This is a genomic window from Ornithinibacillus sp. 4-3 (assembly GCF_040958695.1).
GTDB lineage: Bacteria > Bacillota > Bacilli > Bacillales > Amphibacillaceae > CALAMD01.
This window is the reverse complement of record NZ_CP162599.1, coordinates 472349-498921: the sequence shown is the minus strand read 5'-3', so window position 1 is coordinate 498921 and position 26573 is coordinate 472349. Positions and strand designations below refer to the sequence as shown.

Below are 26573 nucleotides of genomic sequence, written 5' to 3'. Positions count from 1 at the left end.
GCTTCATGATAATCAAAATCTGTGGTATAAAAACAATTGAAGCTGCTCAAGTTGCAGCGGAAAAAGGTGCAGATTTTATCGGTTTTATTTTTGCACCAAGTAAACGCCAGATTTCACCAGCACTAGCGAAAACAATCACATCTTCTCTCCCCCCTTCTGTAAAAAAAGTTGGCGTATTTGTCAACGAAACAGTAGAAAAGATGGAACAAATTACAAAAGAAGTTGGGTTAGATTTTGTTCAATTACATGGAGATGAATCAGCTGAAATAGCAAAACAGCTCTCTGCCAAAGTAATTCGTGCCTACTCTAGCAATCATTTGGCAGAAGCAGACTTTTCCTCGTATCCTTGCGATTATTTATTAATGGATAGTCCTGGTGAAGCCTATCGTGGTGGGAGTGGAAAAGTATTTGATTGGAGCCTCCTTGATACATTAGCTGTTCCGAGAGAAAAAGTAATTTTAGCAGGAGGGCTCTCTAGTGAAAACGTAGAACAAGCAATTAAACTAGTAAGCCCTGCCGGAATTGATGTATCTAGTAATGTAGAAACAAACGGTAGAAAAGACCATGAGAAAATAAAGCAATTTATTCAAGCTGCTAGATACGCAGAACATCAGATAGATAAGGAGATGAAATAATGAATTACACAATGCCTAATGAGCAAGGACGATATGGAAGCTTTGGCGGTAAGTTTGTACCAGAATTATTAATGCCCGCTCTAATAGAGTTAGAAGCTGCCTATACAGAAGCAAAAAATGACCCTGCTTTTATAGAAGAATTGCAGCATTATTTAACACAGTATGTTGGTCGTGAAACCCCTCTCTATCATGCTGAAAACTTATCACAAAAAGTTGGTGGTGCTCAGCTTTATTTAAAACGTGAGGATTTAAACCATACAGGTGCACATAAAATTAATAATACAATTGGGCAAGCATTGCTTGCAGTAAGAATGGGTAAAAGAAAGATTGTTGCTGAAACAGGTGCAGGACAGCATGGTGTTGCCACAGCAACTGTTTGTGCACTTCTTGGATTAGAATGTGTTGTCTTTATGGGAGCAGTCGATATCGAAAGACAAAAATTAAATGTATTTCGCATGGAATTACTAGGTGCGAAAGTAGAAAGTGTTGAATCTGGAAGCGGAACATTGAAGGATGCCGTAAATGATGCATTACGCTACTGGGTTAGCCATGTCGAGGATACACATTATATTTTAGGCTCTGTTGTAGGTCCACATCCATTTCCCAAAATTGTACGTGACTTCCAAGCAGTTATCGGTCAAGAAACAAAGCAACAAATTTTAGATAAAACAAATTCTCTACCTGACGCAGTTGTTGCAGCTGTTGGTGGTGGGAGTAATGCAATGGGAATGTTCTATCCATTTATTGATGATGAATCTGTAAAAATGTACGGAGTAGAAGCTGGTGGATTAGGTATAGATTCTAATAAACATTCAGCTACATTATCAGCTGGCTCTGTTGGAATTTTACATGGAACCATGACCCATTTGCTTCAAGATAGGGATGGCCAAATTGAAGAAGCATTTTCTATCTCTGCGGGTCTCGATTATCCTGGAGTTGGTCCAGAGCATAGTCATTTACATGAGCTTGGTCGTGTCACATATGATTCTATTACAGATGAAGAAGCATTAGAGGCATTCCAATTCCTATCCAAAACAGAGGGTATCATTCCAGCATTAGAAAGTGCCCATGCAGTTGCTTATGCGGTGAAATTGGCAAAAGAGATGGACCCAAGTCAGAAAATCGTTATTTGTCTATCTGGACGCGGAGATAAAGATGTTGCACAAGTCAAAGATATATTGGGAGGAATCAAACATGGGTAAAATGCATATTGATCAAACCTTTCAAGAAAAATTAGCTGCAAACTCAAAATTATTTATTCCATATATTATGGCTGGAGATAGTGGGCTAGATCAGCTGAATGAACAAATCGCTTTTCTAGAAGAATGTGGTGTATCAGCGATTGAGCTTGGTATTCCCTTTTCTGATCCAGTTGCAGATGGTCCAACAATTCAAGCTGCTGGACAACGCGCATTAAAAGCTGGAACAACTTTATCAGGTGTTTTAAAAGAACTAGAAAAATCTAAAGAAACACGCCATGTACCAATTATACTAATGACTTATATTAACCCTATTTTCCGCTATGGCTCTGCTAAGTTTGCTGAGAATTGTGCAGCTGCTGGAGTAGATGGTGTTATTATTCCTGACGTGCCAATGGAAGAAGAATTACTTCTTTCAGAAAGCTTAAAGGAAAACGATATTGCCTTTATTCGATTAGCTGCTCTAACCAGTACAAAAGAAAGAATTCAGGCAATAGCAGAACGTTCTGAAGGCTTCCTATATGCAGTCTCTGTCACAGGAACAACAGGAGCTAGAACAACCCATAAGGATGGAGTAGGAGATTATCTAGCATCATTAAAACAAGCTAGCTCCGTTCCTGTACTTGCCGGATTTGGTGTCTCCTCTATTGAGCAAGCACATGCATTAAGCAAGCATTGTGACGGTGTTATTGTAGGAAGTACCATCGTAAGTCTTCTTCATGAAGGAAAAAGAGAAGAAATAACAGAGCTCATTCAAGGATCTATTGCTAAATAGGATAACTTTACTTTTTTAAAATATTTCGTTAGGATTATATGTAGTTATAAATGAATATTTCCACACTAGGGGAGCTTCTAGCTGAGAAGAAAACTTTCTGACCCTTATAACCCGAACTAGGTAATACTAGCGTGGGGAAGTGTAGTCAAAATGATACGTATCATTGCATACATTAAGACTGCCCTTTTCCAAGGCGCAGTCTTTTATTTTCTTTCAGCAGAATACTTCTTCCTCTATAGCTAGTGGACAAGTAAATCTCTGGCAAATATCACAGATGTTAATAGAAAAATCTAGAGATCATTATGCCAAAACATCATTATTTATTAATTTTAAAGGAGGATTTTTAACATGGAATTAACTTGTGGTACAAGTAAAATTGCAGGTGCTAGTTTTTCAATTTATCCAATGAGTGATGACTTTGTGGATATTATTTTAAATGCATTAAAAGAGGTCGATACTTCCAAAGTATGGGTAGAGACAGATGATGTTACAACAACTGTTCGCGGGAAGCTTGTACATGTATTTGATGTGACAGCTGCTATGTTCCTACATGCTGCTAAAACAGGAAAGCATGTAGGTTTACAGGTAACTTATTCACTTGGTTGCCCTGGTGACTCTACTGGTGATGTATTTATGGCTGAAGATGATGTTCGTCTCAATCAACCTAACTTTGCAGATTTAAAACAATATGTAGCTGCAAAATTTTCGCTTTACCCTTTAGGTGGTGGGCAATATATGGATATTATTTATAGCCAAATTGAGGCAATGAGAGCATATGTTGAGGTGTCAAAAGCACATTATTCTACCCGTTTACATGGGGAAGCTGTTGATGTATTTAAAGGACTCGAATCTGTATTCCAAGCAACTGTTGATGGCGGTTCAAGCCATACTGTGATGACTGTTTCTATCTCTGCAAATAGCCCATCGCATGTAGAATAAAAAGAGTTAGAGTTGGCTTATCAATGTAGTAAGCCAACTCTAACTCTTTTATGGTAGTTCTATAACATCTTGATTTTTTATCCTATTTTCTAGATTTCATCCATTCATTTTGTACGATTATTCGGCTATTCCACATTCATTTTTGTAAATAAAACTGCCCAAACTTTGCTATGTCTGTAGAAAATTGAATGCCTCCCCAGTGTGATTTCCATCTGAATTGGTATCCTATAATCCTTAATCTTTAAACCTCTAATAAACGTAGTTCTAAGCCCCTTCTGCAATCACTTTATCGTTTCTGACGAGCATGAAACTAATGTAATTCAAGTTTTCCTCTTCCACAGCATCTAAAAAAGATAATATCGCTTTAGACGAAATTCCTTCATCTTCAGAAGTACTTCGATATAGTTGATTTTCATTGTTCAATTCATTATTCTTCCATCTTACGTACATTCCAAAGAATCAACGAGTCCATCCACTCTAATCCCTCTATCGTATCTCTATATGCATAAAGCGCATTACCATCTCCAACTTTTATGATTGGTCGATAATCTATAAACCATCTTTGTAAATCATCATACAATTTTTGCGCGCCTTCTAGATTAGGCTGGCTCCATATCTCATCTAACAAGGCATCGAGCTCTGGGCTATCTGTCCACCCCGAAAAGCTACTGTTCATGAACAGTAATGAAGTTGGTTCAGGTCTTGGAGTATCAGACTTAGTATAGAGATCATATGCATTCTCATCTTCACGTAATTCGGAAACGGTAGCAGAATCATATACTGCTAATTTTGCATTCATTCCTAGTTTTTCGAGCTGTTCTTGAAGGACAACAGCTGAATTATAGATATAGTCATGATCTCTTCCCGTCAAAATAGTGATTTCTTCACCATTATATCCCGCTTCCTCCAGAAGCTCCTTAGCATAATCTATATCATTTTGGTTGTACCTATCTTTTCCATAATCACTGTACCACTGTTCCTCTTGATGAGACATCATCAAATTATGACTGAGGTTATAATACTCTGGATCTGTAAAAGAGGCCATCAAAATATCCTCATTATTTAATCCAATTGCTATAGCTTCCCTGGCGATTGGATTTGCAAATAATCCTTTCTTTTTGTTAAAGTAAATACTTAATCTGTTGTCAGATGCCGAATCTATCTTGATATTTTCATTATTTTTTAACTGATCCAAACCATCTATAGGAAGACTTGAAGCAATATCATACTCACCAGACATTAAGCCAGACATCGTCGTATGAGAATCAGGAGTATAATGTAAGTACAAATCATTTACAAGTGCCTCTTTTTTACCATATAACCCATCTGCCGGTTCGTTAATCGGTTGATAATCTTCAAATCGTGTTAGGTGAATATACTGATCTTGTTTCCATTCTTCAAATTTGAACGGACCAGTTCCAATATACTCATTAATACTTTCCTCACCCGCACTTTCCACAATTTCTTTCGGCATAATTGAAGGCAAGTTAGCACCATTAAATGCTAAGACAGCGAGAGTAATTGAAACTGGTTCAACAAGTTCCAAACTAGCTGTATAATCATCAACCTTTATAAATTCAGCTCCCTCAAAGGTTTCTTTCCCGGTGCCAGATAGTTTTAGCCATCTATTCATGGAAGCCACAACATCATCTGCATCCATCTCCTCACCAGTATGGAATAAAACTCCTTTTCGTAAATTAAAGGTAATTGTTTTTCCATCCTCACTCTCTTCCCATGATTCAGCTAACATTGGCTTGACATTATAATCTAAATCAAATGTGACTAGCGTTTCAAATATATTTCTCGTTACTTCAATAGTGGATCGTGCAGTAGTAAGATGGTTATCTAATGATGGAGGTTGTGAAGGAAAGGCCACATTTAGTTCTCCTTTTATTTCTTTTGGGTCTTCTTTCTCATTATTGCTTGAAGTCGAATTTGAACATGCAATCAATGCCATTGATAACAATAAAATAAATAGTAATTTAAACACACTTAAATACTTAATCTTTTATACCCCCTCATATCTACACTTGTAATTCTTATGCCTCTAAAATAAGCTTTCTAGATAAGTTAAATAGCACAAAAAACATTCACCTCCCTCAACAGTTTTTCAGGAAATTTAGTTAATGAAAATCATCCTTTATGCAGCTTATTTAGCATTTTACTTAGTTTATTAATACGCAAAATTTTTCCTAATTTTGGGTGCCAGATATTATATAAACTATATTGAATAGAAAACATTAAATAATGATTTATCTAACATTCTGGACTAGTGTTATTTTTACTCTATTACGATGGTTCATCATCCGCTAAATCATTCATTACATTACAACTTGCCTCAATTCCTTTGAAGAATAAATCGACATTCATATTTTCATTTGGTGCATGATTGTCTTCATCTGCGTTAGCATAAGGTACACTTATCGATGGTTTGTTAAGCACATCTGTAAAGATGTTGTTTGGGCCTGAAGAACCTGCTGCTAGGAAAATCAAAGCTTTTTGTTCATATGTTTTTTCAATCGATTTAATAACAGCTTGTACAACAGGTAAATCAGTGGGAATACGCGATGGAGGAAATGAGCCTTCTCCACTTACTTTTATATCAGGTGCTATTTTTTGAATATGATTTTTGATTTTATTGAAAATATCTCTAGGATCTTGATCCGCTACTAGCCTAACATCAAGTCTTACTGTTGCAGTGCTTGGAATAATGGTTTTATGACCTTCACCCATATATCCGCTTGCTATACCATTAATATTAAATGTTGGGACAACTGATTTATTTTTAAAATAGGTTTCACCATCCATGTCTAAATGTTTTAAACCATAAGTTTTTGCTTTTTCATCTGCATCAAAATAATTGGAACGAATAATTTCTAAATCTCTTTCGCTTAATGCTCGAACATCATCATAAAATCCTTCAACTTGAACAGTACCATCTGGTGTACGCAACGCGCTTAATAAATCAATTAATTTCCAAGCAGGGTTTGGTACTATATTTCCTTTATTTCCAGAATGATGGTCACGGTCCGCACCTGTAGCTGTTAACTCTAAAGATACCATCCCCCGTCCGCCCAAATTAATGATTGGTGCACCACTACTATCAAGTGGACCATCTGAACGATAAATTAAATCTGCTTGTAACATTTCTTTATGCTTTACCATAAAAGGTTTTAAATTAGGGCTCCCATTCTCTTCTTCACCGTCAAAAATGAATTTTAAATTAATTGGGATAGATCCTTGAAGGTCTAATAAGGTTTTCACAGCCAAAATATGGGCTAATAATTGTCCCTTATTATCGCCAACACCGCGTGCGTAAATTTTATTATTACGAATAATGGGCTTAAATGGCGGTGAAATCCATTTATCAAGTGGTTCTGGTGGTTGAACATCATAATGACCATAGATTAAAAGCGTAAACTCATTTTCTGGTGACATTAAATCTCCATATACAAATGGGTGGCCATTAGATTCCATTATCTTTACATTTTCAATTCCTGCTTTTTTCATTATTCCTTGCAATAAATCAGCACATTCTTTTATTCCTATATTTTGAGAACTGATACTGGGTTGCTTTAATAAAGTAAATAAAACATCTATAAATTCCTTTTGGTTTTTATTTATGTATTTTTTTATTTGCTCCCTATTAGTCATTTTATCCCGCCTTTGTAAAATACTCTGAATCATTCAAATGGTTAGATGAGTTAATTTGTAAACCATTTATCAAGTTACTTCATCTTTATAAAGGTACAATTACTTTTATGAATGTATGCTTCTTACTTATCCCATCCCTTATACAAAAATCTTTCTCCGTTCGTTTAATTTTAATTTTAATATTCTGATAAAACAAATTAAATTTAATTATCTGATATCATAAAAAGATTTTATATATTATTCGAATATCACCAATAGATTATTTGCCCCCCTCATTCTTTCCCCCTCAAAAAAAGAGAGTATAGAACATTTATCAATGTCTATACTCCTACAGGTTATTTATGGGTTGAGAAAAATCCGCTGTCAATCATCAGCGTTGTACTTTATTTATATGCTCCTTTTTCTTCATTGCATGAGCATCTCTCCTAGGACAAACAATTGTTTCTATAAAAATCTTGGACAAATGCTTCATTTTTCATAGAAATAGACTATCAAACAAGTACATTAAATCTTGTGACATATAGTGATAGTGCAAGATAATTATGTAAAGGAGAGATTTGCTAATGAGCTGCAATTGTTCAGGTTCAAGAGGAAACTTTAATGGAGATGATTGCGTAAAAGATGTTATTCGCAAAATTATTCGTGCTCAACGTCGTGCAGTAGAAGCTGAAGAGGATACATGCTTCACTAGCTGTGATCGGTCTATTGAAGAATTACTTTCCCCATTTGAAGAAAACAGAGAACGTTTACGTCATAACACGATTCCATTTATTTTATTCTGTAAAGGCAACTGTAAACCATTTGTTGGCGCAGGTGTAAGGAGAGAGCATAGCCGAAGATCAGAGCGCGAAGAATTTGAGTGCTTTGAATCACCTATTTTCCGTGCAAAATCATTTGTCAATGGAAATGAAGATTGTGTGCGCTTAGAATTATTAGTACCTGTTCGTCACCGAAGAAACCATGAGCATGAGGAAAAACATTCACACGAACATTGTAAGGGACAGAGTGTCTGTGATTTCATACCAGAGGGAACTCGAAACTTCCGTGCTACAGGAATTTGTATCACCGTTGATTTAGACTGTTTCTGCGGAATTTCTTGTCTTGATCCAATTACCCCATTACGTGCTCGCGACGAAGACTAAGGAAAAAAGGAGAGTATTACCTGGAAAGCAATTTCTAGGTAATTTTCTCCTTTTCTATGTTACAATGCAGCAAAGGAGAGAATATAATATATGACTCATTTACATTCTATTGAAGCTGTTACTGATTTTATTCATACACATTCGCTTGCTTTTCTTTATATTTCACAGCCAAATTGCAGTGTTTGTCACGGCCTCCTCCCACAGGTCCAGCAATTGCTAGAGGATTACCCCGCTATTCAACTGGCTCATATCGATGCTACAGAAGTTCCTGAAGTTGCAAGTAGATTCTCTATTTTTACTGTTCCTGTGCTCCTACTATTTTTTGAAGAAAAAGAATATATTCGTGAAGCAAGAATAGTACATTTGGATCTATTAGATCAAAAAATAGACAAGCTATATCAGAACATTATACAGTAAAAGGCTCATGGACATTCCCATGAGCCTTTGTTCTATTTATAGACTTTTATGGATCCAAAGTGAATATTAAATGCTTTTTCATCATTTTTTAATACTTCAATTTCTCCCTCATAAAGAATCTCTTCTGTTATAAGGTCTAATACCATGATAGATGCTGCTGAACTTGCTTCCATATCTCCTGATAATATATAAAGTTTATTATCAGCAACTTCAATAAATTCACCATAAAATTCATTTGCTTGCCCAATAGCTACGGTTCCTTCTATCTCATTTGTTTCAATATCTATAATCGCCACTTCTAACCGATCTCCATCTGCTATACTAAGATACAATTTATGATGATCCATTTTGTAAAAAGTAGCATTTAGCAGAATGTCCTCTGGTAAATCAAGTTTATTTAGCTCACCTGTTTCAAGCTGATAAACAAATAATTGCTGATCTACCAATTTATTTTCATAGGATTCAGAATGTGATCCATCTGAACCATATTCTACTGAGATAATATTTTCTTCATAAAATTTAACAGCAATCACATGATAAGGGTTTGATTGTAAAGAATTTTCCTTTGATACCATAAATAAATTGATAAAATCGATTTCTTCAATGTTCTCTGCTGAAGAATCAAAAGGAATATCAATTTCCTCTTTGCTTAGTAGCTCTTGTTTATTTATATCAAAACGATACACATGATAAGTATCTGTTAGCACATGATTTTCCTCATAATTTTCATGGGTCCATACTTCAGAAAAATCTCCACTTCTTAATGCAGTTACTACTAATTCATCATTCACTAATTGTACATCTACAACATCCATATAGTTCGTATCTTTTTGATCTGGTACAGGTAGCTTAAAGGAATTACTTTTATTTGTCTCTTTATCTAATACATCAATGAAGAATCTATAGTTTGATGTATCGCCAGTTAAAATCCTACGATCTGATATAATTTCAGCATATATTAGCTGTTTATCATCCTCATAAAACATAGTTGGATCTTCTGATTTCCCAGTTATTTTTCCGCGGAGAAAATTTTTATGGTCTTTATATAGACGTTCAAACGTTTTATCTGATGTAGCTTTAAAACGTTTCGAAATAGAATTATCAGAATAAAAGTCAATCTGATTATCTTCAAATGTAAAATCTTCCCATATATATGAACCCATCTCCTCTACTGATCCCCGGATTTTCACATCTTCTAAAACTGTTTCATCCCCTGAGATCTTATTGATTCGCAAATCTATATTTTTAATCGCTGAAGTTGTTTGACTATAAAAAATCCCAAGTGTAACGATTATTATTAATAGCGTCACTGTTATTTTCCAATATCGTTTCATATGCTCTCTCCTCCTATATTGTGACTTTTTTCTTCAATAAATAATTACTGATTCCAAGAGACATCCCAAACACTAGCAAACCTAAAACGATCTGTACTATCATTGTTTCTAATGGATAGAGATATACTTCTCCCGTAAACAGCGTCACAAGCATTTGTGAAAAGAATACAAGTATAGAGAAAGTGATATAAATTAACCCAAGAATAATCCCCTTCCAACGAAAGCTTCTTTCCATTAAAATTGCTGTAAAGATAATAATAATTAATAGTAAACCAGTCCCGTAATAAACAGTAAAATCAAAGATTGTGATTGGATATAACACGCGCATATAATCAAATGTTCTAATCATTTCTGTAATAGAGAGAGTTTCTCGTAAATCAACTGGAATCATAACTTGAATAATATTTTGTTGTGCATAAAGTAAAATTAATTGTAGTGCTACTAATCCAAGTACCATGATAAAAATTGATGTCGCCTTTGCAAGAAATATATTTAATCTAGAGGTAGGTAGCATTAATAAACGATATATAAATGTATTTTTCCCTAACCAATCTCGATACCAAATAAATAAAGTATAAATTAATAAGGTAATCATGCTTAAGAATACTGGAAAAATAAACCACATAGATTGAGATATAGATCCAAAATAAAATTCACCATATTCTCGTACATATTCTAGTTCAGAGGAGATACTTGTCATCTCCATCGTTCTATTCATGCTTGTTAAATAGCTTCTCGCCTGTACAATCGTTCCTGCAATTTGGGAAATAATAGTAATAATCACTAACACAAAATATACCTTGAAAAAGCGATTCCACTCGAAACTGACTAATTTCAAATAGTTATTCATTGACGAAATACCTCCCTCATTACATCTATAACAGATTTTCCTTCATTTTCTCTTACTTCTTCTACATTAAATTCTTTCGCTATTATTCCATTATCAAGTAAGATTGCTTTATCAATGAGATGCTCAATATCTTGAATTTCATGTGTTGTAATGATCACACCACGATTTTCTATTAAATGACTAGTAAAGACTTCTGCAATTTGTTCGCGACTAAAGATATCAATTCCTGAAAATGGTTCATCCATCAATAAATAATCAACATCTAATGCAAGCCCAAGTAATAAATTAACTTTTGCGGCATTCCCTTTTGACAGCTCAGAAATACGTGTTTTTTTATCTAAACGAAAGAAGGCTAATAATTCATCTGCTTGTTTTTGATTCCAGCATTTATAGTAATCCTGCATAAACTCCATTGTGTCTGATATACGCATCTGAGGAAGCATCGTAATCGCGTCTGGGATGAAGGTAATTTTCTCAAAGGTTTCCTTCGTCAGCTTTTTACCATCTATTAAAATATCACCACTATTAATTGGTGTTAACGCCATAATCGCATTTAAAATAGTTGTTTTACCAACACCATTGACACCAATCAAACAAGCGATTTCTCCTTTATTTGCCGTAAAGGAAACACCGTTTAATACTTGTTTCCTACCAAATTTTTTGGTGATGTTTTTTACCTCAATCATTTCTTTTCCTCCTGTTCGATTTGGTGATATGTTTTATCCATTATTTCTATCGCTTCTTTATACGAAACATTGATCGCACGCATCGAGTGTATAAATGATTGTACTGCTTCAATAATTAATTCTTCACGGACTTTTTGTATGATTTGGGTATCCTTTGTAATACGACTGGGTAAATTCCCCTCTGTAAAAATCAATCCCTCTTCCTCCATTTCTTTATATGCACGTTGTGCTGTATTTGGATTTATTTTTAGTCGATTAGCAAGTTCTCTGCGAGAAGGAATTTCCTCCCCAGGCTCTAGCATCCCTTTAGCGATTTCCTCTTTAAAATAACGGATGACTTGAACATAAACTGGATCTCGATTGTTAAATTTCATCACCATCACTACATCTCCTCAATTTATTTTCGAAACTGTACCATCTGGCTAATACACTATAAGCATACTGCGAAACTTCATCTAGTAAGAAGCTTACACTCGCTACACTACGATAAATTTGTAGTAATTGTTAATGTAAGTCCAGTGTATCAATCAGATAATACAGTTATTGTAAAAAAGAAGCACATTACACTTTTAGCATTTTAGTGTATGGTGCGGATAGTACACTCTATATACTGTATTATACGGTTAATACATATCTTGTCAATAATTAAAAAGCGGAATTAAAAAAAGGCTTTAAAAAGATTTTATATCTCATTATGTGTAAAAACTTTGTACCAAAAAACTTCCTAATCCAAAGAACAAAAAATATCCTCGCCTGTTAAAAGCAACAATTACCGCTTTTAACAGGCGAGGATATAAAAGTAAACTCAAATCATCATAAAGTCTTTCTCTTTAAGATTATAATTAAAAATGTTATTCCACCGACGATTTCAATAATAATTGAAACTACACCTTGTGCATTAAACACATGATACATCAGGAAATATGAACCAGTTAGTATCAAGAATGCTGTGGCAAGAGCCATTGGAAAAATATATCTATGATCATAGGTTGGTGCCAACTGATAACTCAAGGTTGCAACTAAAAAGCCGAAGAAAGTAAGCGGTCCAACCAATGCTGTTGAAACTGACATCAAAATAGAAACCAATACAAGAACATAAATGATACTAGCTTTATGATTAACTCCTAAAGATGTAGAGATATCTTTTCCTAGCGACAATACATTTAAGTTCTTAGAATGAAGAAAAAGAAGTATTGCTACAATGATTACTATTGGAATTGCTATATGAAAATACTCGGAGTCTGCATTATTTACAGATCCAAACAACCTTGCCTGTAGAATATCAAATTCAGCTGGTGCAAGCAGTTTTCTCATAAAAGTCGATAAAGATCTTAATCCAGTACCAATAATGATTCCAATCAATAGCATAAGCTGTAAATTTCCGTACTTCCCGGATAGTAACCATCCATAAAGCAGCAAACACATTACGACCATAACAGTTACTTGCACTAGAAATGGTCCTGTGCCAGTATATCCTATAAATACACTGACACCAAAGAAAAACATTGTACTTGTATGTATAGTGGAATAAAGTGCTTCAAATCCCAAAAGTGAAGGAGTTATAATCTTATTATTTGTAACCGATTGGAATGCAACAGTCGCCATACTCTGACAAACGGCAGCAATAATCATGGCTATAATAGCGATCATTCTTCTTTCAACGATTGGAATAAAAGATGGTGAATCTACTGGAACTGGATTGTTATACACTAAAAGTCCGAAAGAAGAAAGAGCACCCAATACAATTAACGTTATTAATAATATCCAATAACGTCTTGCCTCCTTCTTAGATCGAAAAGCTTTAGCTGCTCTATTTGTATCAGGAAGGCTAGAATAAGTTTTGTTGTTTTGCTTATTAGTATATTCCAATTTATTATCCTAGCCTCCTTCTTCTCAATAGAATAACAATAAATACAACTGCTCCTACTGTTCCTAGTATTAAAGAGACAGGTACTTCAAACGGCATGATAATTGTCCGAGATATGATATCAGAAATAGTTAAGGCACCCATTCCGGCCACACAGACCCAAGGCAAATTACTCCTAAGATCATCACCTCTAAACAATGAAACAATATTTGGGACAATTAAACCTAAAAATGGTAAATTCCCAATAACAGCCGCGACAATTCCTACTGCAACAGCAATAAGACCGGTACCAATAAGGACGATCTGATTATAACTTACACCAAGACTTGTCGTTACATCTTCTCCTAATCCAGCTAAAGTCAATCTATCAGCATAGATAAAAATAAGGATACTAATGATAACAATTAGCCATAGATATTCATATCTTCCAACTTGGATGGATGCAAAAGAGCCTACAAACCAAGTTTCAACATTTTGTGACATTTGAAAAGCAAGTCCAACAAAAGTGGAAACTGCAGAAATAACCGCCCCAAGCATTATTCCAATAATCGGGACAATTAAGGATGAACGTAGCTTAACTCTTCTTAAAAACAAGAAGAAAATCATTGTTCCTATAAAGGAAAAAATGATCGCACCTGTCATTCTTTCAATTAAAGTTGGTGCAGGAAATAATAAATAGACAAAAACTAGTCCAAGACCTGCCCATTCAATCGTTCCTGTTGTAGTAGGTTCAACTAAGCGGTTCTGTGTAATAAGCTGCATAACGAGCCCAGCCATTGCCATAGCAGCTCCAGTAAGCATTAAGGCAGCTGTCCTTGGAATACGAGTGATGAAAAACATATCCATTCCATCTTCTTTCCCTCGTATATCATAAACTCCAGTAAACAGAGAAATAACACCTAGAATAATAACAACTATGACTGCTATTATAAAAGGCTTTGTCCATATTTTATGATGATTAGAATTTTGAGGCTGAGATTTCCCAGCCTCAAATTTGTTTTGTGTTGTATTTTTAAGCACTATAGTTATACTCCCTTATACACTACTCAGCTAGAGCATCTGCAAGATCATTAAATAACTCTATAAAAGTTTGTATCGATTCATTTGTATAAGTGTCTGCTGGTGCATAAACGATATTTCCTTCAGTAACAGCAGTTGTGTTTTGAAGTGCAGGTGCATTATCGATTACATCTTGAGCAGGTGTTGCTTCCTCTCCAGAAGAAGATACGGCAGCATCACGATCCATTACGAAAAGCCAATCAGGATTAGTTTCTGCGATCGCTTCAACAGAAATGTCATCACCCTGGTGGTCTGCAGAAGCTTTGTCAATTTCTAATGAAGGAGTCCATTCAAAAATTTCATATAATGGTCCCCAAACACGACCAGTATGAGGAGCTGAGAAATTAATGTCTCCACCAGATACTATAACACTCATAACAGTATCTGTCCCGTTATATGCAGACTTAGCATCTTCAATCGCTTGATCGAACTCAGCAATTAGTTGATCAGCTTCGTCATTTTTATCAAAAATTTGTCCAAGAGAAGTTGTGATATCTTTAAATCCATTTACTAGGTTTTCTCCTGGTGTAGCAGCTTCTTCAGAAACATCAATATTCAAATCAATAACAGCTGCATTTGGCACTAATGCTTTAATATCTTCATAAAAGCCAGCAAATCTTTGACCAACAATTACAAGCTCAGGATCTACAGCTGCAATAATTTCAAGGTTTGGTTCACGGTGATTTCCAATATTTTCAACTGATTCATCAGCTACGTATGGGATATCTGCAGGCATTACATCTTTTGGAGCCGCCGCTAATTCAATACCCCAATCAGCTAAAGTTTCAAATGATCTATTATCCAGAACAACGACATTCTGCGGATTTACAGGGACTGTAACAGTTCCATGAGCATCAGTAATTTCAACCGTTGTAGCTTCATCTGAGTCTCCATCCGTTTCGTCAGAATTATCTGTTTCAGTAGAATTATCTACTTGATCATCTCCATCCTTTTTATCATCACTTGAATCTGAACAAGCTGCTAACATCAAAGCAAAAATAGCAAAGATTGCTATAAGAAATGTTGATTTAAACAAATTAGACTTTCTCATTTCTCCTACCTCTTCCTTTATGTAAGTTTTATAGACAAATAGACTATTGAATTGATGAAGATAATATCATTGTCATATGTTGGTATATAATTTAAATAAATATTATTTCTGTTCTACTATAGTGCATAGTAATAACACAACAAGTTGATATTGATAATCAATCTCAATTAATCTAATTTAAATTATAGCAAATCAAAAAGCCTTGTCAACCGTTTTTTGAAACCTTTACTTTTTTACTTATCAGCTGAAAAAGCTTATTATTCTCAACTGTAGATATAATACATATAAGAAACTCTTAAACAGCAGAGAAGTTGTTTTAATGCAATTCTCTTAGCGAGGTACAAAAAATTTGTTCCAGACCGTAGACATGCGTGCTCCCAACAAAGGGAGCACGCATGGTTAGATTAATTGTTTTCTCAATTAGTTGTTACAGCTCAAATTAAACTCCCAAAGAATTCGACATATTAATTGAGAAAGTGTCCAATTTGAATATTTATAAGAAAAACAATTATTGGTTCGATTTTATATTAATATTTGAAAGATCAGAACGATTAACTATTTTCAAGATTGTCTTAATGCGAATCAAAGTATACACAAAAACGGCAACCGTTTTGCATATGAACTGGAATATGCATATCGTAGACTTCGTTTAATGCCTCTGAATTAATAATTTCATGTGTTGGGCCATCCTTTACTAGACGTCCATCTCTTAAAGCTACAATGTGATCTGAATAAACAGAAGCAAAGTTAATATCGTGCAATACAATCACAACTGTTTTACCTAGTTCATCAACAAGCTTACGTAATATTTTCATAATTTGTACAGAATGCTTCATATCCAAATTATTCAATGGCTCATCCAGTAAAATATATTCTGTATCTTGGGCAATAACCATAGAAATAAATGCACGTTGCTTTTGTCCACCAGATAGTTCATCTAAGTATTTATGCTGAATATCTGTTAAGTTCAGATATTCCATTGCCTGGTCGATGATTCGATTATCCTCGGCATTTAGACGACCTTTCGAATAAGGATAACGCCCAAATGATACTAATTGTCGAATCGTTAATTTTACATTTAAAAAATTCGCTTGTCTTAAAATAGCAATACGCTTTGCGAATTCATTTGATTTCATCTGTTTTATATTGTTTTTCTCTAATAATACATCTCCAGTGTCTGCATCAAGTAATCGGCTTACCATGGAAAGTAGCGTTGATTTCCCAGCACCGTTTGGTCCAATAAATGACGTAATTTTATTAGGCTGAATTTGAACTGATACGTCTTCTACAATAGTTTTACTTCCATACTTCTTTGTCAACCTTTTAATGTCGATCATGTCGCAGCCCTCTTTCTTTAAAATACTAAATAAAATAATTATCACCAATAAAATTAATAACAATATACTGATGGTATGTTATATTTAAATGAAAGACATGTAAACAAAAAAATATCCGGCAACATCGTCCTCATTTTTTCCTAAAAATCAGCATTGAAAGATGATTCTCTTCATCTACCACTTGTATTGATAAGCAGTGACCTGTAGTTTCTCCTTTTGTAGGGATACTTCATTATTAGTATTAAAAATCACTGTTTTCAAGTGATGCTAATAATGATAATCATTATTAGTTATAGTATAGTTGATGCGAATTTTAAAATCAATGCTTTTGCAAGAATGGTTAATTTTTTTACTAAAAGTATGAACAAAATGAGAATAAGTACGAATTATTAGTATGAAATAGCCCTTATAAGTGGACAAGACGTTATAAAAAATGAGTCAAAATTGGGATATCATTCTCATAGAATAATTGAAATATCCTAAAATAAAAACCTTCTCTGGAATTTCCAGAGAAGGTTTTCGTATTATAATGCTTGTTTGATCTGTCTTGTATAATAGAAACGAACAATAAAGAAATAGACAATTTGGATAGCTAAGAAGAGACCGAGCACAATCGCAGATTCCTTCACTAAGCTATGGAAGAACATGTGCGACAATGCCGTTAATGCTACTGCACCATGAACGAGCGCCACTGCAATTGGTGCAAAGAAAAGAAGGAAGGTTTGACGATTTAATACTTTCTTCAATTCTTTCTCTGTTAACCCTATTTTCGTTATTGCTTGGAATTTCTTCTTATCATCATCTAAATCAGAGTAGAGTCGGAAATAAAGGAAACTTCCTGCTGATACAAAGAAGACGATACCGATAAATAATCCAACAAATAAAATGGAACTATATGCTTTGTTCATTATATATTTCTCGTAACTACCAATACTAAGTCCCTGACGAGATAGCTCTAAATCCTCGCTTAATTTTTTTGCTATTTCTAGCGGAATATCTTTATCATTTGCTTCCTGCCATGCATAGTAATTCTCTTCTGAGATGGGAGCAGGTAATTTATTAAAATCATTATCTGAAACAACATAGTATAGCATGAAAGAGGGAAGTGCATTTGATTCAATAATTTGTACTGGCTCAATGGTTGTTTCTCCCCCTATCTCAACCGTAGCATCACTTAACAACTCTTTTTCACTCTTACCTTGATTGCCAGCTAACATCATATCTAATTGAGTATCAACAACGAAAGGAGCACCATCTTCTACATGAATACTTTCTTTATTAATTAAATTCGCAAAACGGTTATAATCAGAGGCTTTTACAATCATAACACGTGAATCATTACCCTTTTCATAATAATGAAGCGTAGTCTGTTCTTTAGTAGCTTCAATATTCTCTTCCTGTAGAATCTTATCAATGAGTGCGATATTCTCCTCTTCCTTACCTGTCTCATAATTTTGATAAGAAAGTGTATTTGGATTTACTTGTTCAACACCTGCACTTAAAAATGATTGAAAACCATATAGTGTTCCAATTGCACTAAAAGCCACTGTAGAAATAATTGCTACTAAAAAGAAGGTCCTAGCATTATCCTTCATCCGAAAAGAAAGATCTGATAACAATAACATATTTGTTTTACGCCAGAAAAAATTCTCCCTCTTCTTTAAGCGTCGAATCATAAATACACTAACCTGCGTAAACAGAAAATACGTTCCAATAACGACTACAATAACAACTGGAAGCAATGCTACAACAACCTGCACTCCTTCTACCTTTAAGGCTGTAAAATATCCTGCTCCTAATAAAGCAACTGCAAAAAGAGTTAACAAGATACTGGCTTTGGGTTCACCTTTTGACTGTTTATCACTTTTAATTAAATCAATTAATTTCTTGCTTCGTAAAATATAGGAGACAAATAATGAGATCAAGAAAAACAAAAGAATAAAGCAAATCAACGTAATTATAATAGGTATAGTCGGGATATAAAATGGAAGTGAGACATCAACAATTAATACATTTTCTGCAGCAAGCAGAATACCTTTTGCAAAAACAATACCTAATCCAATACCACCAATTGTCGCCAAAAAACCAATAAACATATTCTCTAAAAAAACCATTGAGCGAATTTGCTTCATACTCATTCCTTGAATCATTAATAATCCGAACTCTTTTTTTCGAGATTGTAGAAAAGAACTCATTGAATACAGTACGAAGAAAAAGGAAAATACGTAAATAATTCCTGCTGCCACATTCATACCCATACCAACATTGGAATCCAGGTTATCGCCCGTTAATTCTGGGTGAGAGGCAAAAATAGTAAAAGTAAAAAACACCATTACAGTGAAAAGGCTCGTTAGAAAATAAGCAGCATATAAGCGCTTATTCCGCATTACATTATTAAACGCGAATTGACGAAAAGTCATTGGAATCCCCTCCCATTAAAGAGAGTGTATCGATAATTTTTTGGAAGAAGGCTTGTCGATTATCTCCTCGATGAATTTCCGAATAAAATTTTCCATCACGAATAAAGATTACTCGATTACAATAACTTGCAGCCTGAGGATCGTGTGTCACTAGCAGCATTGTTGTCTGTTCTGTTTCATTGATGGATGCTAACATTTCCATCACATCTTTGGAAGCTTTAGAATCTAGGTTTCCTGTTGGTTCATCTGCAAGTAGAAGTTTAGGTGTATGAATCATTGCTCTGCCAACAGCTGCTCTTTGGGCTTGACCACCTGAAATTTCATATGTTCGCTTACCTAGAATTTCTGTGATACCAAGCTGTTTAGCAATTTTTTGTGCCTTCTCTTTCATCTCTTTCACCTTCACACCGTCAAGCGTCAATGGCAAAACCATATTTTCCTCTACTGTTAATGTGTGGAGAAGATTAAAATCTTGGAAGACAAACCCTAATTCTCTTCTGCGAAATTGTGCAAGCTTTTCCTTCTTTAATTGATGTGGATTCTGACCATGAAGCAGAACCTCTCCTGTTGTTGGCTCATCTATCGTAGCAATAATATTTAATAATGTTGTTTTCCCACTACCAGAGGGCCCCATAATTCCAACAAATTCTCCCTCTTCTATCTCTAAATCAATATCTGATAATGCACGATAGGCAATTTTCCCTTCATATATCTTACTTACTTTGTTTACTTTCAACATAAAAAATACCGCTCCTTCTGTATCATCTGATTTAAACTCAGTATAACCTTATATCAGCAGAAGGAACTATCGAATTTCCTTTCAATTATCTTACACGCTTGTAAGGTTTTGTGTTTCAGAGAAAACAATACGAAAAGAGCTTCCTTTACCGACTTCTGAATCAAATTCTATTCGGTGCTGTAAATATTCTGCAGCCTCTTTTATTAAATATAAACCCATTCCTGTAGATTCTCTAAAGTTCCGTCCATTCTCTCCCGTGTAAAATGCATGGAAGATTCGCTTATAATCCTCCTTTGGAATGCCTACCCCATAATCCTTTACTTCCAAGACCACTTCTTTATCTCTTTCATAAATGGAGATTAAAATAGATGAATTTTTTTCTGTAGAATATTTAACAGCATTTAATATAAGTTGGGTTAACATAAAGAAAAGCCATTTCTCATCTGTTTGTACTGTTAACCCTTTTGTTTCTTCTTCTACTTTTGGATAGATTTTATTACGTATATAGAAGCGTTTGTTTTCGCCATTTACTTCATGTACCAATGTCGCTAAATGAATCGGTTTCACATGAAAATCCTGTTCAATCGTACGAAGTCTCGCCATATACAATATCGTATTTAATCCGGCTCGCATCCGTTCTGTTTCTTCCCTTATACTTGATGAATCTGGTTCATCTAAGTTCTGGGCAGTCAATTCAATCACAGAAATAGGTGTCTTCATTTGGTGCACCCATTGATCCATTAATTTCAGATGGTTTTCTCGATCCGAATCAATTGCATTTATTTTATCTTGATAAAATTGGTATTGTTTTCGTAATAATTCATCTAGCGCTTCTGAAATAGCAGAGTGTTTTGTTTTTCTTAAAGAAGCTTCTAATGACTCTAATGGATTACTTAAACGCTGATAAAATGCATAGCGACTGAAATATTGATATACCAAATAACAAGAAAGCAAAAAGAAGCCAATAAAACTGGCATAAAAAGCCACTCGAATATTTTCATGCCCGTCCAATCGGTAAATAATTAAAATCGCCGCAAATTGAATGGCATTTACTCCAATTAATAAAATATGTTCCTTCAAAAACAGCTTCATTCTTTGTCACCTATACACCAAGATGTGTTCAAACGGTAGCCCACTCCTCGAACAGTGGAAACAGCATCCTCTATTCCAATCTGTTGAAGCTTTTTGCGAACTCTTGTTATATTTACATTCAATGTGTTTTCATCTACATATATTTGATCATCCCAAAGCTTTTCTAATAAATCCTCCCTGCCAGCAACTCGAGGATAACGATTCATTAAGCTTTCAAGGATATCCGCTTCCTTCTTAGATAAGAGCAATACTTCTCCCTTAAACATTAATTCCATTCGTTCAGGAAAAAGTGTTAATCCTTCCACTTCCAGCGAGCGCTCTTTTGCATCCTGCGCATACTCACCATAAGCACGACGTAATTGACTCCTAATTTTTGCCATAACAATCTCTGGACTAAATGGTTTTGTAATAAAATCATCGCCACCATTTTCTAAAGCCATCACCTGATCCATTTCACCAGTTCGTGCAGAGATAAAAATGACTGGACATGTAGAGGTCTTGCGAATTTGCCTACACCAATAATAGCCATCGTAGCTTGGCAAATTAATATCTAAGAGTACCAATTCGGGATGAACAGCTTCAAAAGTAGCCATTACGCTTTCAAAGTCTGCAACCTCAGCTACTTGATACCCATATTTTTCTATATATTCCTGTAAATGTTTCGAGATCTTTGGATCATCTTCCACAATCATAATTGTCTGCATCTGTACTCCTCCTTCTTTTTGAAGTAAAAGTGCATCTTTTGTCATGTAAATAAATTATGGCACACTTTTAAAATTACTACAAAACCCTTCTTTTATCTTTTCATACGAGCATCAGGACCTGAATAATCGGATTATAACCGAGACTAATTGATGACAGTTTTAGAACACATAGGTTCACGCCATCAGTTCACAAATTGACTTACATGAATGAATAAACTATGATATATATTCAATATATAAAATTAAACTTTGATTGGAAGTAGTAAGGAATTTGTATTGGGTTAGAGAGCTGTTGTTTGGTGAAAAACAGTCCATATATTCCTGAACTCGTCCAGGAGTTTTTTTGCTGAAATAATAGTAAGCAGAAACGGCAGCTACCGTTATAGTTTGAGTGGGTTAATTTTTAACCAAAGTAGAGTGGTACCGCGAATTGAACTTCGTCTCTTAATTGAGATGAAGTTTTTTTATTTATATAAGGAGGTATTTTTATGGAGACAACCGTTAAAAGAAATACTTTTAAACTAGGTGTTTTCGTTTTACTAGGTTCTGCATTATTAACTTCACTTAACCAAGTTTTTTATGCTAATAAAGTGCAGACCATTCATCCTTTTTTATTTACAGGTATTAGTTTTTTAATCACTTCACTTTATTTTCAATTTTTTTATTTACGGCAAAAAGTGGATCGACAATGGAAAGTCACTTATAAACCACTACTCAAATTAAATTTAGCATCAATCATTACGTTTATGGGATTTTATTATGCATTAAAATATATAGAGCCAGCTATAGTTAGTTCATTACAAATGGGAATTGGACCGATATTTATCTTAATGATATTGGTGTTACAGAAACAGTCGGTTATAACGACTCAATGGATTATTGCTGTAGGCACACTGCTTGCATCTATGATTCTGATTTGGATTGTTCTAAGTGGAAATTCAGGAGTGGGACTACTGTTTTCCATAGAAACTTTTCTAGCCATAACTGGTAGTATTTTATGTGGTGTAGGTGCAGTACTTTGTTCGGTTTATTCAAAACAATTGAATGAAATCGGTTGGACGAGCTCTATGATTTTAGCTAATCGTTTTATTGGTATTGTAGTTGTATCACTTATTCTTACATATGATTCGATTTCACCTTATTTTCAAGAAAACATTAGTTGGATTTTATTTGTCCCTTTCTTTGGTGTTCTATTACCTATGTATTTATTACAAAAGGGGATTCAATATACAAATACATTTATGGTGATGATGTCCCTATGCTTCATCCCAGTCTTTACTTTTATATTTCAACTTATTGATTCTCGAATTGAATTGTCCTTGCCAAGTCTTGGGGGGATTACTTTATTATTTATTATGGGAATATATAGTATTTATGTAGAAAATAAGAAAAGTATACACATAGTAAACTAGCATATAGAATCAGTGAATCACAAACATAAAGAAATACATTTTATTCCTAATGAAAAAAGCTGATGTTCACCTTTTTAAAGGTAACATCAGCTTTTCCGTCCATTTTAAGACCAGCTTTGTCCTAGCCCTGTTATATTATAAATTAATCTTCTAAACTAATATTCCAAAGTACTGGACCACCAATATATTGGAAGTTTTTAATAGAGCTTTTTGCTGCAGTTAAATCCATCGTGTCACCGATTTTAACAATTGTTAAGTATTCCCAAAGGTAGCCTTGTAATTCATCCCATGTTGCTTTCGCTTCTTCTAAAGTTTCAGCTACTACCATTTTATGAATTAAATCAGCTGTTTTCTCATCTTCAGGACCATTAACATAGTCTGGATTTAAATAAATATGCTCAATTGGAGTTGGTTTATTTGTTGCAACTGTCATAGATAAATCCCAGTTCGCTGGATCTTCTAGTTTTTCACCACGAGTTGGCCAGTCATAAACTTCGATATCCACTTTAATTCCAACTTTTTCTAATTGTTCTTGAATAATAATCGCTTGGTTATAATATTCTTCGTAATCTCTTGTTGTTACGAATTTAATAGGCTCACCATCATAACCAGATTCTTCTACTAATTTCTTCGCCTTATCTAAATCATGTTCATTATAGAATTCTTTACCTGCTTCACTGTACCAGAAGCCTTGTTCATAGCTTGAATTTAAGTCAATTAAATCAGGGTTACCATAACCACCAATCATAATCGATTCTAAGTCAAGTGCCGCATTAACTGCCTGACGCATTTTCACATCTGTAAATACACCATCAAGTTTGTTAAAGAATAATGCTGAATGCCCTTTTGTTGAAACAAATGTGTTGAATGAATCATCATTTTGTAACATTTCATACTGCTCACCAGGAATACCTAATACTACATCATATTCACCAGAACGAATTCCAGCAACCTGTGTAGATGAATCAGGCACTACTTCAAAATAAATCTCATCAATTAATGCTTCTTTCTTTCCTGATAGCCCGTCTGCTTCAAAATCTACAGATACATAATCGTCAAATTTCTTTTGAAGAATATATTGATCTTGCTTCCATTCAACAAATTCATAAGGACCTGTTCCAATATATTCAGTGATTCCTGTTTCTGATGCTTCATCAATTGATTCTTTAGGAATAATTGCACCATAGTACTTATCTTTAGCTAAAACTTGAATTGCAATGGCAGATGGCTCTTCTAATACGAAGTCTACTGTGTAGTCATCTACTACGACGAACTCAGAGTTTTTAACAAATTCAGGTACTGAAGAGTTTAATTCTGCCCAACGGTTCATAGAAGCAGCAACATCTTCCGCCTTCATTTCTTTACCATTATGGAATAATACGCCTTCACGTAATTTAAATGTGTATGTTTTACCATCTTCACTTCTATCATAAGACTCTGCAAGCTGTGGAACAATTTCATTCTCTGTATTAACTGTTACTAGAGATTCAAATATTGTTCTTGTAACATTTGACATCGCCATTGAAGAAGACATATGAGGATCTAATGTTGGTGGCTGAGTATCAAGTGCTACTCGAAGCTTAGAAACATCATCTCCACTATTTGATCCAGATGATCCTTTACTATCTGTATCAGATCCACAAGCAGCTAAAATAGTTAACATCATTAGCGCCAATAATATGAAAAGCTTTTTCATTAACCTGTTCCCCCTAGTTGATATCCCATCTAACTTCTAACATCCCCATAAAATGCTATGTATTTAATATGTTTTCACTTAGATGATTTATTTGTTGGATAAGTAAATAATGTTCTGATTTACAAATCACTTTCCTATAATAATACTAAATTAGCAAAAATTCAACGTAAAAATACAAACATTTTTCCGCATTCTGACATTGAATATTCGTTATTATTTATCAAGTGAAAATATTCCCTCTTTTCTTACTTGGCGAACAGGTTGAAGGCTCTATGTTATGATAAAATCAAATATAAATTACCATGTTATCATTACAATAATTTCAACTAGAATTCATAGCTTATAGTTTAGAAAGGATTAGATTATGAAAATTATTTCTTGGAATGTAAATGGCATTCGTGCCTGTGTACGAAAAGGGTTCTTAGATTACTTTAAAGAAGTAGATGCAGATATCTTCTGCCTTCAAGAAACAAAGGTACAGGAAGGCCAAATTAAATTACCTTTAGAGGGTTATTACCAATATTGGAACTATGCCTTAAAGAAAGGCTATGCTGGCACAGCTGTCTTTACGAAACGAAAACCTTTAGCCGTTACATATGGTTTAGGAGATAAAAATACAGAAGATGAAGGGCGAATTATTAATCTAGAATTTGAAGATTTTTATCTTGTCAATGTATACACCCCCAATGCCCAACGCACCCTTGCGCGCTTACCCTTTCGTTTAGCATGGGAGGATGAGCTATTTATCCATCTACAGCAATTAAATGAGAAGAAGCCAGTTATTTATTGTGGAGATTTGAATGTAGCACATCAGGAAATCGATATTCGAAACTATAAAACTAATAAAGGAAATTCTGGATTTACTATAGAGGAACGCGAGAAAATGAGTCGTTTACTTGATCATGGATTTGTGGATACATTGCGTTATTTCTATCCAGAGACAGATGGACTTTATACATGGTGGAGCTATATGTCGAAAGTTCGAGAACGTAATATTGGTTGGAGAATTGACTACTTTATCATTTCTGAACAATTAACACCAATGCTCAAGGATTCCCTAATACACGCGAAGGTTCTTGGTAGCGATCATTGCCCTATTGTTCTTGAACTAAATAAAAACATATAAAAGGAGAAAAAAGATGAATAATTACAGTAAAATTTTACTTCGTTTTTCTGCAGTATTCGCATTGATTGGAGCTTTCCTAGGTTCACATATGGCAGGAAGTGGTGGCTACGCCTTCAAAACACTTCATGCACATATTCTTGTAGTTGGTTGGTTAACTCTATTTGCATGGGCAGTTTATTATAAAGTCTTCGCACCCAAAGACGGACTTATTGCTAAGCTACATGTAATTACTGCTATTGTAGGTTCTATCGGTTTAACCGCTGGAATGTGGCTTTACTATACGAAACCATTTGGTATAGATGGTGTGTTTACAACCATTTTCTTTATCGTTGGTGGAACTATTTTATTATTAAGCTTTGTCTTCTTTTTGATTTTAACTTTTATGAAGGAAGATTAGTAAGAAATGCAGGGGATCAGATTTGCTCCCCTGCATTTATCA

At 34.4% G+C, this 26573-nt stretch carries 25 protein-coding genes, 1 riboswitch and 1 other annotated feature; of the genes, 9 read left to right on the top strand and 16 right to left on the bottom strand.

The annotated features are described in order from the left end of the window. Positions 1-5: 5 nt before the first annotated feature. From AB4Y30_RS02500 to AB4Y30_RS02485, 4 genes are all read left to right on the top strand, one after another. On the top strand, positions 6-635 hold the full coding sequence (locus tag AB4Y30_RS02500; RefSeq protein ID WP_368653940.1) for a phosphoribosylanthranilate isomerase: 630 nt from the start codon (positions 6-8) through the stop codon (positions 633-635). Next, positions 635-1837, top strand: a complete 1203-nt coding sequence (gene trpB / locus AB4Y30_RS02495; RefSeq protein ID WP_368653939.1) for a tryptophan synthase subunit beta — start codon at positions 635-637, stop codon at positions 1835-1837. Before AB4Y30_RS02500 ends, trpB begins: the two co-directional genes overlap by 1 nt. After that, positions 1830-2609, top strand: a complete 780-nt coding sequence (gene trpA, locus AB4Y30_RS02490) for a tryptophan synthase subunit alpha (protein WP_368653938.1) — start codon at positions 1830-1832, stop codon at positions 2607-2609. Before trpB ends, trpA begins: the two co-directional genes overlap by 8 nt. 57 nt (positions 2610-2666) lie before the next feature. Beyond that, positions 2667-2764: riboswitch (TPP riboswitch) on the top strand. Positions 2765-2957: 193 nt separating this feature from the next. Further along, complete coding sequence (locus AB4Y30_RS02485; protein WP_368653937.1) at positions 2958-3548, top strand: YkoF family thiamine/hydroxymethylpyrimidine-binding protein; 591 nt, start codon at positions 2958-2960, stop codon at positions 3546-3548. A 264-nt stretch (positions 3549-3812) separates the two neighbouring features. On the opposite strand, the gene AB4Y30_RS02480 is transcribed toward AB4Y30_RS02485, so the two are convergent. The 3 genes from AB4Y30_RS02480 to AB4Y30_RS02470 all read right to left on the bottom strand — a co-directional run bounded on the left by AB4Y30_RS02480 (position 3813) and on the right by AB4Y30_RS02470 (position 7202). Continuing rightward, the gene (locus AB4Y30_RS02480) at positions 3813-3971 is read right to left on the bottom strand and encodes a hypothetical protein (RefSeq protein ID WP_368653936.1); all 159 of its coding nucleotides are present in this window, start codon (positions 3969-3971) and stop codon (positions 3813-3815) included. Between the two features lie 4 nt (positions 3972-3975). Next, complete coding sequence (locus tag AB4Y30_RS02475; protein ID WP_368653935.1) at positions 3976-5424, bottom strand: ABC transporter substrate-binding protein; 1449 nt, start codon at positions 5422-5424, stop codon at positions 3976-3978. A 413-nt stretch (positions 5425-5837) separates the two neighbouring features. Beyond that, positions 5838-7202: a M20/M25/M40 family metallo-hydrolase gene (locus AB4Y30_RS02470; protein ID WP_368653934.1), complete on the bottom strand. Its 1365-nt coding sequence runs from the start codon at positions 7200-7202 to the stop codon at positions 5838-5840. Between the two features lie 563 nt (positions 7203-7765). Between AB4Y30_RS02470 and AB4Y30_RS02465 the strand changes: the two genes are divergently transcribed. Together AB4Y30_RS02465 and AB4Y30_RS02460 are read left to right on the top strand one after the other, a co-directional pair. Continuing rightward, positions 7766-8344: a CotY/CotZ family spore coat protein gene (locus AB4Y30_RS02465; RefSeq protein ID WP_368653933.1), complete on the top strand. Its 579-nt coding sequence runs from the start codon at positions 7766-7768 to the stop codon at positions 8342-8344. A gap of 90 nt (positions 8345-8434) precedes the next feature. Beyond that, positions 8435-8761: a thioredoxin family protein gene (locus tag AB4Y30_RS02460; protein ID WP_368653932.1), complete on the top strand. Its 327-nt coding sequence runs from the start codon at positions 8435-8437 to the stop codon at positions 8759-8761. Positions 8762-8793: 32 nt separating this feature from the next. On the opposite strand, the gene AB4Y30_RS02455 is transcribed toward AB4Y30_RS02460, so the two are convergent. The 12 genes from AB4Y30_RS02455 to AB4Y30_RS02400 form a co-directional block, all read right to left on the bottom strand. Continuing rightward, positions 8794-10095, bottom strand: a complete 1302-nt coding sequence (locus AB4Y30_RS02455) for a hypothetical protein (protein WP_368653931.1) — start codon at positions 10093-10095, stop codon at positions 8794-8796. Between the two features lie 13 nt (positions 10096-10108). Beyond that, positions 10109-10945 carry a hypothetical protein gene (locus tag AB4Y30_RS02450; protein ID WP_368653930.1) on the bottom strand — a complete coding sequence of 279 codons (837 nt, stop codon included), beginning with the start codon at positions 10943-10945 and terminating at the stop codon, positions 10109-10111. Beyond that, on the bottom strand, positions 10942-11631 hold the full coding sequence (locus AB4Y30_RS02445; protein WP_368653929.1) for an ABC transporter ATP-binding protein: 690 nt from the start codon (positions 11629-11631) through the stop codon (positions 10942-10944). The genes AB4Y30_RS02450 and AB4Y30_RS02445 overlap by 4 nt, the downstream gene beginning before the upstream one ends. After that, positions 11628-12011: a GntR family transcriptional regulator gene (locus AB4Y30_RS02440; RefSeq protein WP_368653928.1), complete on the bottom strand. Its 384-nt coding sequence runs from the start codon at positions 12009-12011 to the stop codon at positions 11628-11630. The genes AB4Y30_RS02445 and AB4Y30_RS02440 overlap by 4 nt, the downstream gene beginning before the upstream one ends. A 433-nt stretch (positions 12012-12444) precedes the next feature. Then, positions 12445-13500, bottom strand: a complete 1056-nt coding sequence (locus tag AB4Y30_RS02435) for an iron chelate uptake ABC transporter family permease subunit (protein WP_368653927.1) — start codon at positions 13498-13500, stop codon at positions 12445-12447. A gap of 4 nt (positions 13501-13504) precedes the next feature. Then, positions 13505-14518, bottom strand: a complete 1014-nt coding sequence (locus tag AB4Y30_RS02430; RefSeq protein ID WP_368653926.1) for an ABC transporter permease — start codon at positions 14516-14518, stop codon at positions 13505-13507. Positions 14519-14540: 22 nt separating this feature from the next. Continuing rightward, a complete protein-coding gene (locus AB4Y30_RS02425) occupies positions 14541-15608 on the bottom strand; it encodes a siderophore ABC transporter substrate-binding protein (protein WP_368653925.1) in 1068 nt (355 codons plus the stop codon). Between the two features lie 572 nt (positions 15609-16180). Then, the gene (locus tag AB4Y30_RS02420; RefSeq protein WP_368653924.1) at positions 16181-16945 is read right to left on the bottom strand and encodes an ABC transporter ATP-binding protein; all 765 of its coding nucleotides are present in this window, start codon (positions 16943-16945) and stop codon (positions 16181-16183) included. Positions 16946-17469: 524 nt separating this feature from the next. Then, positions 17470-19365, bottom strand: coding sequence for an ABC transporter permease (locus AB4Y30_RS02415; protein WP_368653923.1), 1896 nt, complete (start codon positions 19363-19365; stop codon positions 17470-17472). Next, positions 19340-20104, bottom strand: coding sequence for an ABC transporter ATP-binding protein (locus AB4Y30_RS02410; RefSeq protein WP_368653922.1), 765 nt, complete (start codon positions 20102-20104; stop codon positions 19340-19342). Before AB4Y30_RS02410 ends, AB4Y30_RS02415 begins: the two co-directional genes overlap by 26 nt. A 90-nt stretch (positions 20105-20194) precedes the next feature. Further along, positions 20195-21196, bottom strand: coding sequence for a sensor histidine kinase (locus AB4Y30_RS02405; RefSeq protein ID WP_368653921.1), 1002 nt, complete (start codon positions 21194-21196; stop codon positions 20195-20197). Then, positions 21193-21900, bottom strand: coding sequence for a response regulator transcription factor (locus tag AB4Y30_RS02400; RefSeq protein ID WP_368653920.1), 708 nt, complete (start codon positions 21898-21900; stop codon positions 21193-21195). The genes AB4Y30_RS02405 and AB4Y30_RS02400 overlap by 4 nt, the downstream gene beginning before the upstream one ends. 240 nt (positions 21901-22140) lie before the next feature. After that, positions 22141-22348 (top strand) — a binding site (T-box leader). A gap of 40 nt (positions 22349-22388) precedes the next feature. Between AB4Y30_RS02400 and AB4Y30_RS02395 the strand changes: the two genes are divergently transcribed. After that, complete coding sequence (locus AB4Y30_RS02395; RefSeq protein ID WP_368653919.1) at positions 22389-23312, top strand: EamA family transporter; 924 nt, start codon at positions 22389-22391, stop codon at positions 23310-23312. Between the two features lie 142 nt (positions 23313-23454). Here the strand turns inward: AB4Y30_RS02395 and AB4Y30_RS02390 are convergent, their stop codons facing one another. Beyond that, the gene (locus AB4Y30_RS02390; protein WP_368653918.1) at positions 23455-25008 is read right to left on the bottom strand and encodes an ABC transporter substrate-binding protein; all 1554 of its coding nucleotides are present in this window, start codon (positions 25006-25008) and stop codon (positions 23455-23457) included. A 364-nt stretch (positions 25009-25372) separates the two neighbouring features. Here AB4Y30_RS02390 and AB4Y30_RS02385 point away from each other — a divergent pair, with 364 nt between their 5' ends. Then, positions 25373-26134 carry an exodeoxyribonuclease III gene (locus tag AB4Y30_RS02385; protein WP_368653917.1) on the top strand — a complete coding sequence of 254 codons (762 nt, stop codon included), beginning with the start codon at positions 25373-25375 and terminating at the stop codon, positions 26132-26134. Between the two features lie 13 nt (positions 26135-26147). After that, positions 26148-26531: a hypothetical protein gene (locus AB4Y30_RS02380; protein WP_368653916.1), complete on the top strand. Its 384-nt coding sequence runs from the start codon at positions 26148-26150 to the stop codon at positions 26529-26531. The last annotated feature ends 42 nt before the right edge of the window (positions 26532-26573 follow it).

Excerpts from the sequence above, each read along its gene's own strand:
- AB4Y30_RS02395 (WP_368653919.1), top strand. The coding sequence starts at position 22,389 with ATGGAGACAACCGTTAAAAGAAATACTTTTAAACTAGGTGTTTTCGTT.
- AB4Y30_RS02470 (WP_368653934.1), bottom strand. The coding sequence starts at position 7,202 with ATGACTAATAGGGAGCAAATAAAAAAATACATAAATAAAAACCAAAAG.
- AB4Y30_RS02500 (WP_368653940.1), top strand. The coding sequence starts at position 6 with ATGATAATCAAAATCTGTGGTATAAAAACAATTGAAGCTGCTCAAGTT.
- AB4Y30_RS02380 (WP_368653916.1), top strand. The coding sequence starts at position 26,148 with ATGAATAATTACAGTAAAATTTTACTTCGTTTTTCTGCAGTATTCGCA.
- trpA (WP_368653938.1), top strand. The coding sequence starts at position 1,830 with ATGGGTAAAATGCATATTGATCAAACCTTTCAAGAAAAATTAGCTGCA.
- AB4Y30_RS02390 (WP_368653918.1), bottom strand. The coding sequence starts at position 25,008 with ATGAAAAAGCTTTTCATATTATTGGCGCTAATGATGTTAACTATTTTA.
- AB4Y30_RS02460 (WP_368653932.1), top strand. The coding sequence starts at position 8,435 with ATGACTCATTTACATTCTATTGAAGCTGTTACTGATTTTATTCATACA.
- AB4Y30_RS02405 (WP_368653921.1), bottom strand. The coding sequence starts at position 21,196 with ATGAAGCTGTTTTTGAAGGAACATATTTTATTAATTGGAGTAAATGCC.
- AB4Y30_RS02410 (WP_368653922.1), bottom strand. The coding sequence starts at position 20,104 with ATGTTGAAAGTAAACAAAGTAAGTAAGATATATGAAGGGAAAATTGCC.
- AB4Y30_RS02485 (WP_368653937.1), top strand. The coding sequence starts at position 2,958 with ATGGAATTAACTTGTGGTACAAGTAAAATTGCAGGTGCTAGTTTTTCA.
- AB4Y30_RS02425 (WP_368653925.1), bottom strand. The coding sequence starts at position 15,608 with ATGAGAAAGTCTAATTTGTTTAAATCAACATTTCTTATAGCAATCTTT.
- AB4Y30_RS02455 (WP_368653931.1), bottom strand. The coding sequence starts at position 10,095 with ATGAAACGATATTGGAAAATAACAGTGACGCTATTAATAATAATCGTT.
- AB4Y30_RS02440 (WP_368653928.1), bottom strand. The coding sequence starts at position 12,011 with ATGGTGATGAAATTTAACAATCGAGATCCAGTTTATGTTCAAGTCATC.
- AB4Y30_RS02415 (WP_368653923.1), bottom strand. The coding sequence starts at position 19,365 with ATGACTTTTCGTCAATTCGCGTTTAATAATGTAATGCGGAATAAGCGC.
- AB4Y30_RS02445 (WP_368653929.1), bottom strand. The coding sequence starts at position 11,631 with ATGATTGAGGTAAAAAACATCACCAAAAAATTTGGTAGGAAACAAGTA.
- AB4Y30_RS02420 (WP_368653924.1), bottom strand. The coding sequence starts at position 16,945 with ATGATCGACATTAAAAGGTTGACAAAGAAGTATGGAAGTAAAACTATT.
- AB4Y30_RS02385 (WP_368653917.1), top strand. The coding sequence starts at position 25,373 with ATGAAAATTATTTCTTGGAATGTAAATGGCATTCGTGCCTGTGTACGA.
- AB4Y30_RS02400 (WP_368653920.1), bottom strand. The coding sequence starts at position 21,900 with ATGCAGACAATTATGATTGTGGAAGATGATCCAAAGATCTCGAAACAT.
- AB4Y30_RS02450 (WP_368653930.1), bottom strand. The coding sequence starts at position 10,945 with ATGAATAACTATTTGAAATTAGTCAGTTTCGAGTGGAATCGCTTTTTC.
- AB4Y30_RS02465 (WP_368653933.1), top strand. The coding sequence starts at position 7,766 with ATGAGCTGCAATTGTTCAGGTTCAAGAGGAAACTTTAATGGAGATGAT.
- trpB (WP_368653939.1), top strand. The coding sequence starts at position 635 with ATGAATTACACAATGCCTAATGAGCAAGGACGATATGGAAGCTTTGGC.